Annotated in this window: 15 protein-coding genes and 1 pseudogene; 1 reads left to right on the forward strand and 15 read right to left on the reverse strand. The window is 71.3% G+C overall.

Annotation, left to right across the window (positions count from 1 at the left end; translation table 11 throughout):
- Positions 1 to 89 precede the first annotated feature (89 nt).
- The 15 genes and pseudogenes from groL to glmS all read right to left on the reverse strand — a co-directional run bounded on the left by groL (position 90) and on the right by glmS (position 16,009).
- Positions 90 to 1,703, reverse strand: coding sequence for a chaperonin GroEL (groL, locus tag QP119_RS10665; protein ID WP_284776043.1), 1,614 nt, complete (start codon positions 1,701 to 1,703; stop codon positions 90 to 92).
- 15 nt (positions 1,704 to 1,718) lie between these two features.
- Complete coding sequence (groES, locus tag QP119_RS10670; RefSeq protein WP_075663288.1) at positions 1,719 to 2,018, reverse strand: co-chaperone GroES; 300 nt, start codon at positions 2,016 to 2,018, stop codon at positions 1,719 to 1,721.
- 289 nt (positions 2,019 to 2,307) lie between these two features.
- Positions 2,308 to 2,727, reverse strand: a pseudogene (locus QP119_RS10675) (hypothetical protein).
- A 158-nt stretch (positions 2,728 to 2,885) separates the two neighbouring features.
- Complete coding sequence (tsaD, locus tag QP119_RS10680; protein WP_284776045.1) at positions 2,886 to 3,938, reverse strand: tRNA (adenosine(37)-N6)-threonylcarbamoyltransferase complex transferase subunit TsaD; 1,053 nt, start codon at positions 3,936 to 3,938, stop codon at positions 2,886 to 2,888.
- Between the two features lie 82 nt (positions 3,939 to 4,020).
- The gene (gene rimI / locus QP119_RS10685) at positions 4,021 to 4,479 is read right to left on the reverse strand and encodes a ribosomal protein S18-alanine N-acetyltransferase (RefSeq protein ID WP_284776087.1); all 459 of its coding nucleotides are present in this window, start codon (positions 4,477 to 4,479) and stop codon (positions 4,021 to 4,023) included.
- Between the two features lie 83 nt (positions 4,480 to 4,562).
- Entirely contained in the window at positions 4,563 to 5,225 is a 663-nt protein-coding gene (tsaB, locus tag QP119_RS10690; protein WP_284776046.1) for a tRNA (adenosine(37)-N6)-threonylcarbamoyltransferase complex dimerization subunit type 1 TsaB, read from the reverse strand.
- A gap of 27 nt (positions 5,226 to 5,252) precedes the next feature.
- The gene (locus QP119_RS10695) at positions 5,253 to 6,848 is read right to left on the reverse strand and encodes an aspartate:alanine exchanger family transporter (RefSeq protein WP_284776089.1); all 1,596 of its coding nucleotides are present in this window, start codon (positions 6,846 to 6,848) and stop codon (positions 5,253 to 5,255) included.
- 247 nt (positions 6,849 to 7,095) lie between these two features.
- Positions 7,096 to 8,340: a Dyp-type peroxidase gene (locus QP119_RS10700; protein ID WP_423777803.1), complete on the reverse strand. Its 1,245-nt coding sequence runs from the start codon at positions 8,338 to 8,340 to the stop codon at positions 7,096 to 7,098.
- A 110-nt stretch (positions 8,341 to 8,450) separates the two neighbouring features.
- Entirely contained in the window at positions 8,451 to 9,665 is a 1,215-nt protein-coding gene (gene efeO, locus QP119_RS10705; RefSeq protein WP_284776050.1) for an iron uptake system protein EfeO, read from the reverse strand.
- Entirely contained in the window at positions 9,665 to 10,660 is a 996-nt protein-coding gene (efeU, locus tag QP119_RS10710; RefSeq protein ID WP_284776052.1) for an iron uptake transporter permease EfeU, read from the reverse strand. The genes efeO and efeU overlap by 1 nt, the downstream gene beginning before the upstream one ends.
- A 392-nt stretch (positions 10,661 to 11,052) precedes the next feature.
- Positions 11,053 to 11,613, reverse strand: coding sequence for a vitamin K epoxide reductase family protein (locus tag QP119_RS10715; RefSeq protein ID WP_284776053.1), 561 nt, complete (start codon positions 11,611 to 11,613; stop codon positions 11,053 to 11,055).
- Positions 11,614 to 11,692: 79 nt separating this feature from the next.
- Positions 11,693 to 12,481 carry a class I SAM-dependent methyltransferase gene (locus QP119_RS10720; RefSeq protein ID WP_284776055.1) on the reverse strand — a complete coding sequence of 263 codons (789 nt, stop codon included), beginning with the start codon at positions 12,479 to 12,481 and terminating at the stop codon, positions 11,693 to 11,695.
- Positions 12,478 to 12,975 (reverse strand): tRNA (adenosine(37)-N6)-threonylcarbamoyltransferase complex ATPase subunit type 1 TsaE, encoded by a 498-nt coding sequence (gene tsaE / locus QP119_RS10725; protein WP_284776058.1) that lies wholly within the window; start codon positions 12,973 to 12,975, stop codon positions 12,478 to 12,480. Before tsaE ends, QP119_RS10720 begins: the two co-directional genes overlap by 4 nt.
- Positions 12,972 to 14,150 (reverse strand): alanine racemase, encoded by a 1,179-nt coding sequence (gene alr / locus QP119_RS10730; RefSeq protein ID WP_284776060.1) that lies wholly within the window; start codon positions 14,148 to 14,150, stop codon positions 12,972 to 12,974. The genes tsaE and alr overlap by 4 nt, the downstream gene beginning before the upstream one ends.
- Positions 14,147 to 16,009 carry a glutamine--fructose-6-phosphate transaminase (isomerizing) gene (gene glmS, locus QP119_RS10735; protein WP_284776062.1) on the reverse strand — a complete coding sequence of 621 codons (1,863 nt, stop codon included), beginning with the start codon at positions 16,007 to 16,009 and terminating at the stop codon, positions 14,147 to 14,149. Before glmS ends, alr begins: the two co-directional genes overlap by 4 nt.
- Before the next feature lie 142 nt (positions 16,010 to 16,151).
- Between glmS and QP119_RS10740 the strand changes: the two genes are divergently transcribed.
- Positions 16,152 to 17,018: a dienelactone hydrolase family protein gene (locus QP119_RS10740; protein WP_284776064.1), complete on the forward strand. Its 867-nt coding sequence runs from the start codon at positions 16,152 to 16,154 to the stop codon at positions 17,016 to 17,018.
- The last annotated feature ends 82 nt before the right edge of the window (positions 17,019 to 17,100 follow it).

Consider the following 17,100-nt stretch of genomic DNA (forward strand, 5'->3'; position numbering starts at 1 on the left):
GGCCCGCCCCCTCCTGAGTGAGGGGACGGGCCTTCGTCGTTCGTCCGCGACGGCGGCGCGGCCGTGTTCAGCCGCTAGTGCTGGTGGCGCTAGTGCTGGTGGCCGTGGCCGGCGCCCTGGGCGGGCTCGGCCGGCTTGTTGACCACGGAGGCCTCCGTGGTCAGCACCATGCGCCCCACCGAACCGGCGTTGACCACCGCGTTGTGGGTGACCTTGACCGGGTCGATGATGCCGTCGTCGATGAGGTTGCCGTACTCGAGGGTCTGGGCGTTGAAGCCCTCCCCGTTCGGCAGCTCGGCGGTGCGGGAGACGACCACGGCACCGTCCAGGCCGGCGTTCTCGGCGATCCAGAAGGTCGGCTTGGTCAGCGCGTGGGCCAGCACGCGCACACCGACGCGGGTGTCGCCGTCGAACTGCTCGGCGTACTCGTCGATCTCGCGGGAGATCTGGGTCAGCGCGGAGCCGCCGCCGGCGACGATACCCTCCTGCACCGCGGCGCGCGCGGCGTTGATGGCGTCCTCGACGCGCAGCTTGCGCTCGGAGACCTCGGTCTCGGTCGCGGCGCCGACGCGCAGCACGGCCACGCCGCCGGACAGCTTGGCCAGGCGCTCCTCGGCCTTCTCCTTGTCCCAGGAGGAGTCCGTGGTCTCGATCTCGCGGCGGATCTGCGCGCGGCGGGACTCGACGTCCTCCGCGGAGCCGGCGCCGTCGACGATCACGGTCTCGTCCTTGGTGATGGTGACACGCCGGGCGGCACCGAGCACCTCGGGGCCGGCCTCGGCCAGGGAGATGCCCAGGTCCGGGTCGACGACGGTGGCGCCGGTGACCACGGCCAGGTCATCCATGAAGGCCTTGCGGCGCTCGCCGAAGTACGGGGACTTCACGGCGGCGACCTTGAGGGTCTTGCGGATGGCGTTGACCACCAGGGCCTGCAGGGCCTCGCCCTCGACGTCCTCGGCGATGATCAGGGCCTGCTTGCCGGAGTCGGCGATCTTCTCCAGGATCGGCAGGAAGTCCGGCAGGGAGGAGATCTTGTTGCGCACCAGCAGCACCACGGCGTCGTCGAGCACGGCCTGCTGCGCCTCGGTGTCGGTGATGAAGTAGGGCGACAGGTAGCCCTTGTCGAAGGAAACGCCCTCGGTGACGTCCAGGGAGGACTCCATGGACTGGCTCTCCTCGACGGTGACCACACCGTCGCGGCCGACCTTCTCCATGGCCCCGGCGACCATCTCGCCGACGCGCTCGTCGCGCGAGGAGACGGTGGCGACCTGGGCGATGGCCTCGGCGTCGGCGACGTCGGTGGCGCGCTCGCGGAGCAGCTCCACGGTCTTCTCGACACCGGCGTGGATGCCGGCGCCGAGCTCGAGCGGGTTGGCGCCCGCGGCGACGTTGCGCAGTCCCTCGCTGATGATGGCGCGGGCCAGCAGGGTGGCGGTGGTGGTGCCGTCACCGGCGTTGTCGTTGGTGCGGATCGCGACGTCCTTGACCAGCTGGGCGCCGAGGTTCTCGAAGGGGTCCTCGACGTCGATCTCGCGGGCGATCGTCACGCCGTCGTTGGTGACGGTGGGGCCACCGAAGGCCTTGTCCAGCACGACGTTGCGGCCGCGCGGGCCCAGGGTGACCTTGACGGCGTCGGCCAGGGTGTCGACGCCGCGCAGGATGCCCTCACGGGCCTCCTGATCGAATGCGATGAGCTTCGCCATAAAAGAGGACCTCCCTTACTTGCCGACGACCGCGAGCACGTCGCGGGCGGAGAGGATCAGGTAGTCCTCGCCGTCGTACTTGATCTCGGTGCCGCCGTAACGCGAGAAGATGACGGTGTCACCCTCCTTGACGTCCACGGGCACGCGGTTGCCCTCGTCATCGAAGCGTCCCTTGCCGACGGCGATGACGGTGGCCTCCTGCGGGCGCTCCTTGGCGGTGTCCGGGATGACCAGGCCGGACTTGGTGGTGGTCTCGGCCTCGTTGATCTGGACCAGGATGCGGTCCTCGAGCGGGGTGATGTTGACGTTTGCCACTGTCATTCCTCCATTGCTGAAAGTTTCGTTCATTGCGGGTCGCGGAAGTGAGGCACAGCCGCCGTCGCGGGTGGACAACTGTGTGTCCGTCAACCTGTTTGGCACTCTACCCCCGGGAGTGCCAGCATTCAACAACCATGACTGCCAGCACCGGGACGCCCGCGGGACGGCGAAGGCCCGCACCCCGCAGGGTCGCGGGAGGCGGGCCGAAAGCCGGGAGTGCGCGGGCACGGCACGGTTCCGGGCGAGCGCCCGTGAGGCGTCGCCCGTGCGCCACCGCGCCGGCGGGTCAGTTGGCGAGGTTGAGCACCGCGGCACGCCAGAGGGCGAAGTCCTCGGGCTCGTCCTCGCGGTAGGCCTCGACGGCGCGCACGGCGTCGTCGACGCGGGCGACGGTGTCCTCGTCGATGTCCTCGCCGTCGGCGCCGACGAAGAGCACCGGGCCGCTGATGGCGCGGGTCGGGTCGGGCAGGAAGGCGGAGTTGCCGGTCGCGGCCTCGTTGCGGGCCAGGGAGGCGACCGGGTTGGGCTCGGCACCGGCGGCCGCGGCGCCGGCGCTTTAGAGCGCGGCGTAGACGTCGCCCTCCTCCTGGAAGACGACGGAGACGCGGCCGTCGACCGGGCCGCCGAGCAGTTCGGCCGCGTCGTCGAGCTCGAAGTCGACGACGCGGCGGGAGAGGTCAGGCTGCACCAGCAGGCCACGGGTCATGAGGGTCCTCGATCGGGTCGGTACGGGCCGGAGTCAGGCTCACGCTAACCCGGATCCGATGTTTCCGCAGCGCAGGCCACCTCTCGTTCACCGCGCCGACGCCGCGGGTTCACCGCGCCTCGGTGCTTGCGGCCCCGCGCACAGACCCGCCGTGCCCCTCAGCCCGCGACGAGCGGGGTGTCGACCTCCAGCGAGGTATCCGTGCCCACCGAGTAGCCTGAGGGCCGCGCCCCGCTGTGGATGAGCTTGGCCGCCAGCGTGGCGATCATCAGCCCGTTGTCGGTGCACAGCTTGGGCTCGGGCACCCGCAGCACGATCCCGGCGGCCGCGCACCGCTCGGCGGCGAGCTCGCGCAGCCGCGAGTTGGCCGCCACTCCCCCGCCGAGCAGCAGCGTGTCCGCGCCGGTGTCCCGGCAGGCCCGCACGGCCTTGAAGGTCAGCACGTCGCAGACGGCCTCCTGGAAGGAGGCGCACACGTCGGCCACGCGCACGGTGCGGCCCTCGCGCTCGGCGGCCTCGACGTGGCGGGCCACGGCGGTCTTGAGCCCGGAGAAGGAGAAGTCGTGGCGGTGGCCGTGCTCCTCGTCGCGTGCACGCATCAGCCCGCGCGGGAAGGCGATCCCCTCCGGGTCGCCGTCGCGGGCGGCGGAGTCGATGGCCGGCCCGCCCGGGTAGCCCAGGCCGAGCAGGCGGGAGACCTTGTCGTAGGCCTCGCCTGCGGCGTCGTCGAGGGTGGAGCCGAGCTCACGCACCGGCAGCCCGTCGGCGCCGACCTCGAGCAACTGCGTGTGCCCGCCGGAGACCAGCAGCGCGACGGCGTGGCCGAGCCCGCCCTCGCCGGTCAGCGAGCCGACGGCGACGTGCCCGCCGAGGTGGTTGACGCCGTAGAAGGGCACGCCCCAGGCCGCCGCGTAGGCCTTCGCCGCCGAGGCACCGACCAGCAGCGCCCCGGCCAGGCCCGGCCCGACGGTGGCGGCCACCACGTCCGGGCGCTCGATGCCGGCCTCCTTGAGCGCAGCGCGCATGACGGGCACGACGGCCTCGAGGTGGGCGCGCGAGGCGATCTCCGGCACCACCCCGCCGAAGCGGGCGTGCTGGGTCATCGACGAGGCGACCTGGTCGGCCAGGACCGTCACCGTGCCGTCGTCGTCGAGGCGCACCAAGCCGACGCCGGTCTCGTCGCAGGAGGACTCCACACCCAGGATGATCATGTGCTCAAGGTTACCGAGCCGGTCAAACGGGCCCGGACGCGCCGTCCCGCGCACACCTCACCGGCGCGCGCGGCGCACCGTCTCAATTTCCGACGCCCGCGCGGCGCATCGTGTACGCGTCCGCCCCCGAGGGCTGGTAGTAGCCACGGCGGATCCCGATGCGCTCGAAGCCGAGCGACTCGTAGAGGCCGATGGCCGGTGCGTTGTCCGTGCGCACCTCGAGGAAGACCGGCCCGCCGAGGCGGTCGGCCTCCGCGAGCAGGACGTCCATCAGCCCGCGGCCGAGCCCGCGGCCCTGGAACTTCGGGTCCACGCCCACGGTGTGCACCTCGAACTCGGGGTCGCGCAGGGGCCCAACGATGCCGAGGCCGGCGTAGCCGACGAGCAGGCCGTCGATCTCGCAGCCGACGTAGATCGTCGAGCGCGCGGCGAACTCCTCGCGGAAGGCCCGCTCGGGCCACGGGCTCTCGCCCGGGAAGAGGAGGCGTTCCAGCTCCGCGCAGCGCGCGGCGTCGCGGCCCTCGAGCCCGCGCCAGGTCACGGCGCCGCCTGCGGCGCCGTCCCGGCCCGCGGCGCCGTCACCGCCGACGGCGCCGGGCGCGACGTCGTCAATCGGGCGCCCGCTCACGGGCGCAGCGCCGGGGAGACGCGCACCGTCGGCGCGACGGCGTCGGGGCGGCGCAGGTAGATGGGTCGGAACTCGACCTCGTCGGCGGTGACCAGGCCGGCAGGCTCCGGGTAGAGCTCGACGCGCTCGGCGTCACCGGTCTCCGGCAGCTTCTCCGCGAGCGTGTCCGGCGCGCTGACCACGGCGAGGCCCTCGGGCACCGGCAGGTCGGCCGGAGCGCAGACCTCGGGGCCGGCGGTGCGGTCACCGGCGGCGTCGTAGGTGGCCCAGTAGGCCTCGCGGCGCCGCGCGTCGGAGACGACGAGCGCGACCCTCCCGCTCAGGCGCGGCGAGCGCGCCACGGCGTCCAGGGAGCAGACCCCGCGCAGGCGCACGCCCAGGGCGTCGGCGGTGGCGGCGGCGGTGGCCATCCCGACGCGCAGGCCGGTGAAGGGGCCCGGGCCGCAGCCGCAGACCACCCGGTCGATGTCGGCGTAGGTCAGGCCCGCCTCGGCGAGCACCTCGGCGATGGTCGGCACGAGCAGCTCGTTGTGGCGCCGGGCGTCGTCGAGCACGCGGGCGGCGCGCACGACGGGCGCGGAGCGGGCGGCGTCGGAGATCTCGTCGACGAGTCCGACGACGAGGCGGGCGGTTGAGGTGTCCAGGGCGAGCGTTGTCACACGCGCAACCCTACTGCCCCGCCCCGGTCAGACGAGCAGCAGGACCAGCAGCTGGCCGGCGATGATCTTGCCGACCATGCCCGTCGGGTAGACGGTGGCGTAGCCGCGGGCGGCCAGCTCGGTGCCGGTCTGCTCGTTGAGGTAAGAGATCACGGCCGGGTTGGTCGAGGCACCGGCGGCCACACCCATCGCCTCGTCCCAGGTCAGGTGCAGCAGCCACATGCCGACCGCGGCGCTGACGAGGTAGACCACGACGGTGACCACGAAGCCGGCGGCGATGTAGTAGAGGCTGGAGGCGTCGGTCAGGGCGTCGCGGAAGCCCGCGCCGGCGGTGGTGCCCACGCCGGCCAGGAAGATCGACAGGCCGAGCGTGGAGAGCGTGCGGTTGGCGTGGTACGGGATCTGCCAGTTGATGCCGCCGGTGCGGGTGAGCGCGCCGAGGATCAGGCCGGCGATGATCGGGCCGCCGCCGAAGCCGAGCGAGAGCACCGAGCCGCCGGGCAGCGGGATCGGGATCGCGCCGAGGATCAGGCCGGCGAGCAGGCCCAGGGCGAGGGGCAGCAGGTTCAGGTCGGCCAGGGAGCGCTCGGAGTCGCCGAAGAAGCGGTTGACCTCCGGCAGGCGCTCCGGGGTGGTGACCACGCGCACGCGGTCGGAGTAGTTGAGCACCAGGTCGTCGCTCGGGGCGATGTCGGAGTCGCCGCGGCGCACGCGGGCGATGGTGAAGCCGTGGGCGACGGTGTCGAGCTCACCGACGGTCTTGCCGGCGACGTTCGGGTTGGACAGCGTCAGGCGGCGGAACATCAGCCCGGAGCGCTCCAGGGACATCGGCACGGCCTCGCCGAGGACGGCCTCGGAGGCGTTGAGGGCCTCCTCGGTGCCGTTGAGGACGACGACCATGCCGGGCTCGACCGGGCGGTCCGGGTCGGCCAGGGTGTGGGTGCCGTCGGGCAGCTGCAGGCGGGTCGCCGAGACGGGCTGGTCGGCCACGACCGGCAGGTCGCGGATCGCGCCGCTGATGCCGCTGCGCAGGGAGATCGCGCGCCACTGCACCGGCGCGACGATCAGGCCCTCCTTGCGGGCGTCGGCGACGTGGTCGACCTTGAGGATCGCCGAGCCGGCCGCTGCGATGACGATGGCGGCGATGACGGCGCCCGGGTAGGCCAGCGAGTAGCCGACGACCACGTCCGCGCCCTGGGAGGCGTCGAGCATGTCGACGATGGCGGCCATGGCCGGCGTCGAGGTCAGGGCGCCGGCGAACATGCCCGAGCCCTTGATCGGGTCGAGGCCGAGGGCCCGCACGAGCGCGTAGGTCAGGCCGACGAGGACGAGCAGGAAGACCGCCAGGAAGGCGTTGAGCTTCCAGCCGCGCGAGAGGAAGGAGGCGAAGAACTCGCGGCCGGCGGTCAGGCCGATCGCGTAGACGAACAGCGCCAGGCCCAGCTGGTAGACGAGGGTGGGCAGGCTGATCTCCGGGTTCATCGCGCTGAGGCCCAGGGCGACGAAGAGGACCGCGGAGGCGCCGAGCGCCAGGCCCGCGACCTTGATCTTGCCGACCGCCAGACCCACCGCGAGGATCAAGAACATCGCGATGAGGGGTTGATCGGCCAGGAAATCTAGCACTGCCACGGGCTCCAGGGCTCCTTCACTCGGCGGGCATTACCGGCTGCGATTGTGCCCGGAAACGCCCGGTTAGGCAACAAAATGAATGTGCACCCACGCCGACGCCCGGGCCTGCCCCCGGATGGGGCGGGCCCGGGCGTGACAGCCTGTGCTCAGGCGGGCGTCAGGTGGTTCCCACCGTGGGCGGCGGGAGTGCGGCCGGGGCTGGCCCGCGCGGGCGCGGTGCCTTTCCCCCGGCCGCGCGGGGCTACTCCGAGACCTCGAAGAGCCGCTGACCGACCATCGAGTCCTCCTCGCGCAGACCGCCGGGGATGATGAACATGCCCTTGGCGATGTGTTGGAGGTACTCGGTCATCTGGTCGTCGTACATGGCCTTCAGCTGCGGGATGAAGTTGGTCGCGGGGTTGCGCACGAAGGCGATGAAGAACAGCCCGGCGTTGAGCCGGCCGAACTTGGTCAGCCCCTCCGTGTAGTTGTAGCCGCGCCGCAGCATCCGCGCGCCGCCGTGGTGGGACGGATGGACCTTGGCCACGTGGCTGGTCGGGTCGATCAGCGGCTCGCCGTCGTCGCCGGTCTTCTCGAAGTCCGGGTCGGTGAACTCGTCGCCGCCCGAGTTGGGCGCGCCCTTGAGCTTGTCGCGGCCGATGATCGTCTCCTGCTCGGAGAGGATCAGCTCGTCCCAGACCTCCATCATCATGTGGATCTTGCGGAAGCACAGGTACGAGCCGCCCGCGGCCCAGTCGCCGGCGTCGTCGCCGGGCTGGATCCACAGGTGCTTGTCCAGCTCCTCGTCGGTGTCCTCCGTCTTGATGTTGGAGGTGCCGTCCTTGAAGCCGAAGAAGTTGCGCGGGGTCTCCTGCTCCGTGGAGGTCGAGGAGGTGCGCCCGTAGCCGAGCTGCATCCACTTGACCGAGGCGGTGCCGAAGGCGATGCGCTTGAACTGGTGCATCGCGTGCAGGACCACCATCGGGTCCTCGCCGCAGATCTGCACGAGTAGGTCGCCGTTGCAGATGGACTCGTCCATCTTCTCGGCGGCCATGCGCGGCATGCCGTCCTTGAGCACCTGCGGGCAGTGGGCGGCCAGGCCGAAGCGGTCGCCGTCCTCGGGGTGCTCGAACAGGCTCGCGCCGAAGCCGAAGGTGATGGTCAGGGCACCGGTGCCCAGGCCCATCGCCTCGCCGGTGTCGTCCGGCGGGACGTCGTCGCGCGCCTTCGGGTCGTTGACCGGCTCGCCGGCCTGCATACGCTCGGCGGCCAGCGTCCAGTCCTCGAGCAGCTGCCTGAGGTCCTCGCGCCGTCCGGCGGTCATGTCGAAGGCCACGGCGATCATCTGCTGCTGCGCCGGGGTCACGATGCCGGACTGGTGCTCGCCGCGGAAGGGCACCACCTCGTCGGAGGCTGGACTGTCCGCGGTGGCCCGGGCGGTGCCGTAGCCCGCGCCGAACCCGGCCAGGCCGAGCGCGGCGCCGGCGCCGATGCCGCCCATGAGCATCGTGCGGCGGTTGACGGTGAAGCTGTCCGATGTACCGGCGTCGGCGGTGTGCGCGCCCCGGGCGCCCGCGCCGTCGGTGCCGTTCAGGCCGGGGTTGTCCTGGGTGTCGGTCACGACAGGATGGCCTCGGTCAGCTTGGCCAGCGGCACGCGCAGCGCGTCGACCTTGTCGGCGAGCTCGCGGGTCTGCTGGTCGTTGAGGGTGTCGTAGTAGACGTAGCCGTCACCCTCCTTGTACTTGGCAAGCTCGTCCTTGAGGTCACCGATGCGCTGGTTGATCTGCTCGGTCAGCTCCGGGTCCTTCTTCTTGGCCAGGGCCTCGACGTTGCCGAAGGCGACCTCCGCGCCCTCCAGGTTGGCCTGGAAGTCCCACAGGTCGGTGTGGCTGAAGAACTCCTCCTCACCGGTGATCTTGGTGGTGGCGACCTCCTCGAGCAGCGAGATCGCACCGTTGGAGATGTCGTCGATGTTCACCTCGAAGTCGTCGGCGTAGACGAGGTCGTAGAGCTGCCGGGTGTCGGCGACCAGCTTGTCGGCGTACTTGGCGCGGTCGGCCGGGCTGAAGGGCTGGTAGGCCTTGCCGTCGTTGTCCTCGGGCTTGGGCTGCCAGAGGTCCTTCTCGATGACGTGCCAGCCGGTCCACTCGCGGTCGGCGGTGTCGTCGGCCTCCTGGTAGTCGGCCTCGCGCTCGTCGAGGGCGGGGTCGATGTCGCCGAAGGCCTCGGCGGTCGGCTCGATGCGCTCGTAGAACATGCGGGCCGGGGCGTATTGGGCGCGGGCGGCCTCGTCGTCGCCGGCCTTGTAGGACTCGGCGAAGTTCTTGGTGGCCTCGAGCAGCTGACCGGACTGGTCGCGGATGTAGGCCTCGTACTGCTTGACGCCCTCGTCGATGGCGGCCTTGTCGTCGGCGGCCAGCTCGACGGCGTCGCCGGTGACGGTGAACTCGCGGGCGTCGACCAGGGAGCCGACCATGTTCTTCTTGCAGGCGGTGTAGTAGGTGCCCGGCTCGAGGAGCACGGTGAAGTCGCGGGTGGTGCCGGGCCCGAGGTTCTCCAGCTCGCCGACGATGCGCAGCTTGTCCTCGGCGAGGACCTCGAACTCGTTCTTGGCGGGGCCCTTGTTGTTCAGGGTGAACTTCACCTGGCCGGAGGTCGCCTCGCTGACGGCGACGTCGCAGGTGGTCTCGTCGATCTCGACGGCGATCGGGTCACCGGAGCCGGCGGCGTCGGTGCCGGAGGAGGCGCCGTCGTCGTTGGCCACACACCCTGCGAGGGCCGCGGGCAGCACGAGCGCGGCGGCGCCCACGGAGAGAATGCGTCGATTCATTACTGTTCTTCCTTTCGGGAGCACGCGTGCGCGGCCGCCGGGTGGACCCCGGGGTTTCCGATGTCCACGGCGGTCGCCGGGGCGGGCCCGGAACCGTCGGCGGGGGCGTCGCCCTCGGGGCTGCGCCCCGAGCGCTCCGCACGCTTCACGGCACGCCGAGTGCCGCGGATGTTGATTATGAAGATCGGCAGGACGATGACCAGGTAGACCACCCAGCCGATGACCTGCAGATAGGTCGGGGCGAGGTTGAGGTTGAACATCGCCTCGAGAAGGACGAACCAGACCGTGTCCGGGGAGAGCCCCGGGATCGAGCCGTCGAAGTAGCCGGTGATGTCGTAGGCCGGCACGCCCCAGCCCGGCAGGACGGAGGCCTCCTGGAGGTCGCCGATGCCGTAGGAGACGATGCCTGCGGCCACGAAGATGAGCAGCAGGCCGGTGATCTGGAAGAACACCGACAGGTTGATCCGGGCGGTGCCGCGGTAGACCAGCCAGCCGATGGAGACGGCGACGATCAGGCCGGTCAGCACGCCCACGGAAGGCTGCCAGAAGCCGCCGTCGGTGGTCGCCTTGACGGTGGCCCACACGAAGACGGCGGTCTCGACGCCCTCACGGCCGACCGAGAGGACGGCCAGCCAGACGATCCCCCGGCCGGAGGCGTCGTCGGCGAGCGCGGCGTCGGCCTTGCCGGTGATGTCGGCGCCCATCTTCTTGCCGCTCTTGCCCATCCACAGGATCATCCCCGTGATCATGGCGACGGCGACGAGCGAGAGGGATCCGCCGAGGATCTCCTGCGCCTGGAATGTCAGGGTGTAGGGGCCCCAGGTCATCAGGGCGCCGGCGGCCAGCGGCACGACGACCGCGATGACCACGCCGACCCACATGCGGGGCAGGACGTCGGTGCGCCCGACCTTCTTGAGGTAGGCGACGAGGATGCCGACGATCAGGGCGGCCTCCACGCCCTCTCGCAGGGCGATCAGAAAGTTTGCGAGGAACACGTTGATCCCACCGCCTTTCGGTACCGCCGGTCCCCCGTTCCGGCGTCTCGTTTTCGAGAACCTCGGGACCGGCAGACGTTAAGCCTAGGCTCACCTGCATAACATAACCACTATCGAATTAGTAGATAACTCAATATGTTTGCCCAGGCATGCCTAAGCCGCCCTTATTCGGGGGGGGGGGGGGGGGGAAACATGCTTCCCCCGCGGCGACACGTAAAGGTGCCGACCCCGGACATACCGGCGCCGGACACGCGAAAAACCCGGGCGCAGCGGGTGCGGCCCGGGTTTTGGGACGAGACTCTCCGGTGGGTCCCGAGGAGAGGCTCTGGGGCGACCGGCGGGGCGGGCGCCGCCGCCGGATCAGCGCGAGATCAGTGCGGAGTCAGCACGGCTCAGAAGAGGTACTCGTAGTTGCGCGAGATCACCACGGCCGCGATAACCGCAACCCACACGAGGATGATCAGCCAGCGCCAGCGGTAGAGCACGGTGCTGCCGCCGTAGCTGCGCACGGTCTCGGAGGTGACCAGCACGAACAGCGGGATGGTCACCGCCCACACGACCATGCAGTACGGGCACAGCAGGCCGAGCACGAAGACGGAGTCGTAGAACATCCAGTGCACGAAGATCAGCGCGACGGTGACCCCGACCTGGATGAGGAACCAGAACCAGCCGGCGAAGACGGCACCCGCGGCCAGCGCCGCGCCGATGGCGGTCACGGCGGCGAAGCCGGCGACACCGAACAGCGAGTTCGGGATGCCGCCGATGACGGCCGAGGAGTTCGAGCGCATCACCGAGCCACAGGAGAGCACGGCGTTGACGTCGCAGCTGGCGACGTAGTCTTCGTCGGCGGCGATGTGCAGGTACTCGACGGTGAGCACGAGCGCGGCGGCCAGGCCGACGGCTCCGAGGAGGAAGATGATCCAGCCGAGGACGCGATGGGGCTTGGTGAGCACGGGGACTCCCTTTCGGGGCGGTGGTTGAAAGACCCCTACAGATTAGTCACACTTCCAAGTTGTTGACGCGTCGGCAGTATTATTCCGGCGCGTAGCCGCCGAGGACGACCAGCGGCCAGCGCACCTCGCGGACCGTCGCGGGATCGCCCCACAGCTGGGCCAGGTGCCCCAGGAAGTCGTCCATCAGCGCGCCCTCGCCCTCCTCGCGGGCGGTGCGCAGCGCCGACCAGGTGCCCAGGTAGCCGGCGAAACCGTGCAGGTCCATCTCGCGGACCAGGTGGGAGTCCTCGCGGAAGGTCCGCTCCAGCGGCACTTCCACCGAGCGCAGGTTCTCCTCGACCAGGCGGCGGCGCGGGTCCCAGAAGCGGTGGAAGGGCCCGTAGTAGAACTCCCGGAAGGCTTCAGCCACCGGCGTGCCCGGCCCGGGCTCGGCCACCCCGTAGGAGACCAGCGCGACCGGGGCGGCGGGCTTCGCGATGCGTCCGGCCTCGGTGAAGAAGCCGGGCAGGTCCACCCAGTGGGCGGCCTGGGCCACGGTGATCAGGTCCGCGCAGGAGCCCGGCAGCGGCAGCTGCTCGGCGGCGGCTGCGACGTAGCGCGCCGCGCCCGTGCCGTGGCGCACCTGTGTGGTGGCCGGGTCCAGGCCCACGGTCAGCTGGAAGTGCTCGGCCAGCCGGGCGGTCAGCTGCCCGGTGCCGCAGCCGACGTCGACGGCCAGCCCGCGGCCCGGGGCGGCCTCGGCCAGGCGCCCGGAGAGCTCGGCCGGGTAGTCCAGCCGGAAGGCGGCGTAGTCGCCGCCGGCGTCGAAGAGCGCGCCGCCGGTCACGCCGCCTGCGGCGCTTCGGTCCGTCTGCTGTCCGTCACTCATGCGTCGTTTCCTTCCCAGCGCCAGGAGATGATGCGCGCCTCGCTGTCCGGGTCCTCCTCCACCGCCGTAGTGCGGTCCAGGTGGACGACCAGGCAGGTGCCGGCGATCTGGCCGACGAGCCCCTCGCCCCACTCGGCCACCACGGCGGCCTCGTCGAGGCGCGACTCCAGGTCCAGGCTGTCGAGCGCGCCGACGGGGTCTCCCCCGCCGTCGCCGAGCAGCCGGTAGGCGTCGACGTGGATGAGCCCCGGCGCGCCCGGCTCGGTGGCGCGGTGCTCGCGGGCGATGGTGAACGTCGGCGAGGTCACCCGGCCGCGCACGCCCATGCCGCGGGCCAGGCCCTGGGTCATGGTCGTCTTGCCCGCACCCAGCGGGCCGTCGAGGATGACCACGTCACCGGCCTCGAGCAGCCCGCCGAGGCGCTCGCCGAAGGCGCGGGTGTCCTCCGCGGTCTCGGCGCGGATCTCGCCGCGCTCACCGAGCCCGGCCTTCATCGCGCACCGCCCGCGGTGCCGGAACCGCCCGCGGCGACCCGCGGGACGTCGTCAATCGAACCGCCCACGAAGACGCGGCGGGTGCGCCCGGTCGGGCGCGAGACGACCTCGTAGTTGATGGTGCCGACCTGCTCGGCCAGCCGGGTGGCGCTCACCCCGCCGGCACCGAAGATGACGGCCTCGTCGTCCGGGGCCACCCCGTCGGGGTTGTCGCCGAGGAAGATGACGTGCTGGTCCATGCACACCCGGCCGACCTGCGGGTAAGCGCGGCCCCTGACGGTCACGCCGAAGCGGCCCTGCCAGGCGCGCGGCAGCCCGTCGGCGTAACCGGCCGGCACCACGGCCAGGTAGCCGTCCTCGGGGGCGCGCCAGGTCATGCCGTAGCTGGTGCCCTCGCCGGCGGCGACGGGCTTGACCACGGTGATGCGGCCGACCCAGCTCATCGCCGGCTCGAGGCCGTGCTCGCCCTCGGGAACGCCGGCGACGGTCTCCAGGCCGTAGAGGGCCGCACCGGGGCGGACCATCTCGAAGCGCAGGTCCGGCCGCGAGAGCGTGCCCGGGGAGTTGGTCAGGTGGTTGACCGGCACCGCCAGGCCGAGGGTGCGCGCGCGGGCGATCGCGGCGCGGAAATGCGAGGCCTGCAGGTTGTTCTGCGCGTCGCCGGGAACGTCGCCGCAGGCCAGGTGGCTCATCAGGCCGGTGACGGTGACCTGCGGGGCGTCGCGCAGCATCGCGAAGACCTTGCCCCAGTCCGCCTCGTCGACCCCGGAGCGGTGCATGCCCGTCTCCACCTTGACCGTCACCCGGGCGGGGCGGCCGGTGGCGATGATGGCGCGGGCGTGCTCCGGCGAGATGACCGCCAGGTCGATGTGCGCGTCCAGCGCGGAGGCGACGTCCTGCTCCGGCGACCAGATCCACGCCAGCACCGGGGCGCTCACCCCGGCCTCGCGCAGCTGGTGGGCCTCGTCGAGAGTGGCCACGCCGAGCTGGTCGGCGCCGGCGTCAAGCGCCGTGCGCGCGACCTCGACCGCGCCGTGGTTGTAGGCGTCGGCCTTGACCACGGCCATCAGCTGGGCCGGGTCGACGGACTTCTTGAGCGCCCGCGTGTTGCGCGCAACGGCGTCCAGGTCGATCCGCAGTTCCAGAAGGTTCGTCCCGGACTTGTGCCCTCTCACTCCACGGTCACCGACTTCGCCAGGTTGCGCGGCTTGTCGATGTCCTCGTTGCCGCACTCCCGGGCGATGTAGGCCGCGAGGAACTGCAGCGGGACGGTCGCCAGCAGCGGCTGCATGATCGTGGAGGTCTGCGGCATGCGGATCAGCCAGTTGGCGTAGGGCTCGACGGCGGTGTCGCCCTCCTCCGCGATGACGATGGTCTTCGCGCCGCGGGCGCGGATCTCCTGGATGTTGGAGACGATCTTGGAGTGCAGCTGGGGCACCCCGCGCGGGCTGGGCACGATGACGACGACGGGCAGGTCGTCCTCGATCAGGGCGATCGGGCCGTGCTTGAGCTCACCGGCCGGGAAGCCCTCGGCGTGGATGTAGGCCAGCTCCTTGAGCTTGAGCGCGCCCTCGAGCGCGACCGGGTAGCCCACGCCGCGGCCGAGGAAGAGCATCGTCGGCAGGGCGCCGAGGTGGTGGGCGATCTCCTCGCACTGGCCGGCGGCTTCGAGCAGCGGCTCGATCTTGGCGGGGATCTCCTCGAGGGTGTCCCAGATCTCGCGGATCTCGTCGGGGTACTTGGTGCCCTTGGCCTGGGCGATGGCCAGGCCGACGATGTAGTTGGCGGCCACCTGGGCCAGGAAGGCCTTGGTGGAGGCCACACCGATCTCCGGGCCGGCGTGCGTGTAGAGCACACCGTCGGACTCGCGCGGGATCTGCGAGCCGTTGGTGTTGCACACGGCCAACACCTTCGCGCCCTGCGACTTCGCGTGGCGCACGGCCTCGAGGGTGTCGGCGGTCTCGCCGGACTGGGAGATGGCGATGACCAGGGTGCGCGCGTCGACGACGGGGTCGCGGTAGCGGAACTCGCTGGCGACCTCGATCTGGACGGGCACGCGCGCCCAGTGCTCGATGGCGTACTTGGCCAGAAGGCCCGAGTGGTAGGCCGAGCCGCAGGCGACGACGAAGACCTGGTCGATGCTCTTGAGGAACTCGTCGGAGAAGTTCTGCTCGTCGAGGACGATGCGGCCGTCCTGGCAGTGGCCTGCCAGGGTGTCACGCACGGCGGCGGGCTGCTCGTTGATCTCCTTCATCATGAAGGAGTCGTAGCCGCCCTTCTCCGCGGCCTCGAGGTCCCAGTCGATGGTGAAGGGGCGGCCGGTGGCCTCGGTGCCGTCCAGGTTGAGGATGCGGTAGCCGTCGCGGTCGATGACCACGACGTTGTCCTGGCCGAGCTCGACGGCCTCCTTGGTGTACTCGATGAAGGCCGCGACGTCGGAGCCGAGGAACATCTCGCCGTCACCGACGCCGACGAGCAGCGGGGTGGAGCGGCGGGCCGCGACGACGCGGTCCGGGTGGTCGGCGTGCAGGAACAACAGGGTGAACGCGCCCTCGAGGCGGTTGACCACGGCCAGGGCGCTGGCCTCGAAGTCGCCGGCGGTCTCGCCCTCGTTGTAGGCCTTGGCCATCAGGTGGGCGGCGACCTCGGAGTCGGTCTCGGAGACGAGCTCCACGTCGTCGCGCTCGAGCTCGGCGCGCAGGGCGGCGAAGTTCTCGATGATGCCGTTGTGGACGATGGCCACCTTGCCGTCGTACGACAGGTGGGGGTGGGCGTTCTCGTCGACCGGGCGGCCGTGGGTCGCCCAGCGGGTGTGCCCGATGGCGGTGGTCCCGGCCAGCTTGTCGGCCCCGATCTCCTCGATCCGGTCCTCGAGGTTGGCCAGCTTTCCGGCGCGCTTGGCCACGGAGACCCGGCCCTGGTCGGCGACGGCGACACCGGCCGAGTCGTAGCCGCGGTACTCCATCCTGCGCAGGGCGTCCACCGCGACGGTCAGCCCCGCCCGGTCACCCACGTATCCAACAATTCCACACATGGCCATCAGGCTACCGGCGCGTCGACCGCCACGTGAATCGCACGCGCCGGGGGTGTCCGCGGGATCTTTCCGGGCGGGCGCGTGCAAACGGATTCGCCCGGTCGGCGGCGCGGCATGCACGGCGTCGGATATTCTCTAGGGCGTGGCTGAGAATCTGAGCAAGAACCTGTCCAAGCTGTCCAAGCGGGGGCCGCACCGCGTGCTCGTGGGCGACCTGAGTTACGCGGGGCTGCCCGGCAAGGTCTACACGCCCGCCGAGGGCAACGGCGTGCCCGGCGTCGCCTTCGGCCACGACTGGCTGCGCGGGCTGAAGAACTACCACGTCACGCTGCGCCACCTGGCCAGCTGGGGCATCGCGGTGGCCGCCCCGGAGACCGAGACCGGATTCTCGCCGAACCACCGCGGCTTCGCCGCCGACCTCGAGACGGCCGTGCAGATCCTCGCCGGCGTGCGCCTCGGCCACGGCAACGTCACCGTCGGCCCCGGCAAGCTGGGCGTCATCGGCCACGGCATGGGCGCCGGCTGCGCGGTGCTCGCCGCGGCGGGTTCCACGAAGATCCGCGCCGTCGGCGCGCTCTACCCGGCGACCACCGCCCCCTCCTCGGTCGAGGCGGCCCGCCACCTGGACGTTCCAGGGCTGGTCGTCGGCTCCGGCGAGAGCGCGCTGCTCGACGCCGGTAACCCGGCCGCGCTGGCGCAGGCCTGGGGCGGCGAGGTGGCCTACCGCGAGATCGACAAGGGCAACCAGCAGGGCTTCACCGAGGACACGCTGTTCAAGCTGCTGCTCGGTGCGGCCCGCCCGCAGGTCGGCGCGCGCGAGACCGCCCGCGCCCTGCTGACCGGCTTCCTGCTGGCCACCCTGGGCGACGACAAGAAGCTTTCCGGCTTCGCCGACCCCGAGGCCACCGCCAAGGGCTTCGAGTCGCTGACCGGCGAGGACCTCGCCGACCGCGCCGACACGCTGGGCTTCAAGTCCGGCTCCGGCATCGAGCGCTCCCCCGCGAACTGACCCCGGGCGGGATCAAGTCCCGCCGCCGCGGCGCCACCTTCCCCGGTGGCGCCGTTTTTGTTCTTCCGTTTCTGTGGTCCCT

The organism is Corynebacterium frankenforstense (assembly GCF_030211955.1).
Lineage (GTDB): Bacteria > Actinomycetota > Actinomycetes > Mycobacteriales > Mycobacteriaceae > Corynebacterium > Corynebacterium frankenforstense_A.

What these genes read in the sequence shown, in the direction of transcription:
- groL (WP_284776043.1), bottom strand. Translation starts at nt 1,703, where the DNA reads ATGGCGAAGCTCATCGCATTCGATCAGGAGGCCCGTGAGGGCATCCTG.
- tsaD (WP_284776045.1), bottom strand. Translation starts at nt 3,938, where the DNA reads ATGATCATCCTGGGTGTGGAGTCCTCCTGCGACGAGACCGGCGTCGGC.
- QP119_RS10700 (WP_423777803.1), bottom strand. Translation starts at nt 8,340, where the DNA reads ATGCTCATGGGCGGCATCGGCGCCGGCGCCGCGCTCGGCCTGGCCGGG.
- efeO (WP_284776050.1), bottom strand. Translation starts at nt 9,665, where the DNA reads ATGAATCGACGCATTCTCTCCGTGGGCGCCGCCGCGCTCGTGCTGCCC.
- QP119_RS10720 (WP_284776055.1), bottom strand. Translation starts at nt 12,481, where the DNA reads ATGAGTGACGGACAGCAGACGGACCGAAGCGCCGCAGGCGGCGTGACC.
- tsaE (WP_284776058.1), bottom strand. Translation starts at nt 12,975, where the DNA reads ATGAAGGCCGGGCTCGGTGAGCGCGGCGAGATCCGCGCCGAGACCGCG.
- glmS (WP_284776062.1), bottom strand. Translation starts at nt 16,009, where the DNA reads ATGTGTGGAATTGTTGGATACGTGGGTGACCGGGCGGGGCTGACCGTC.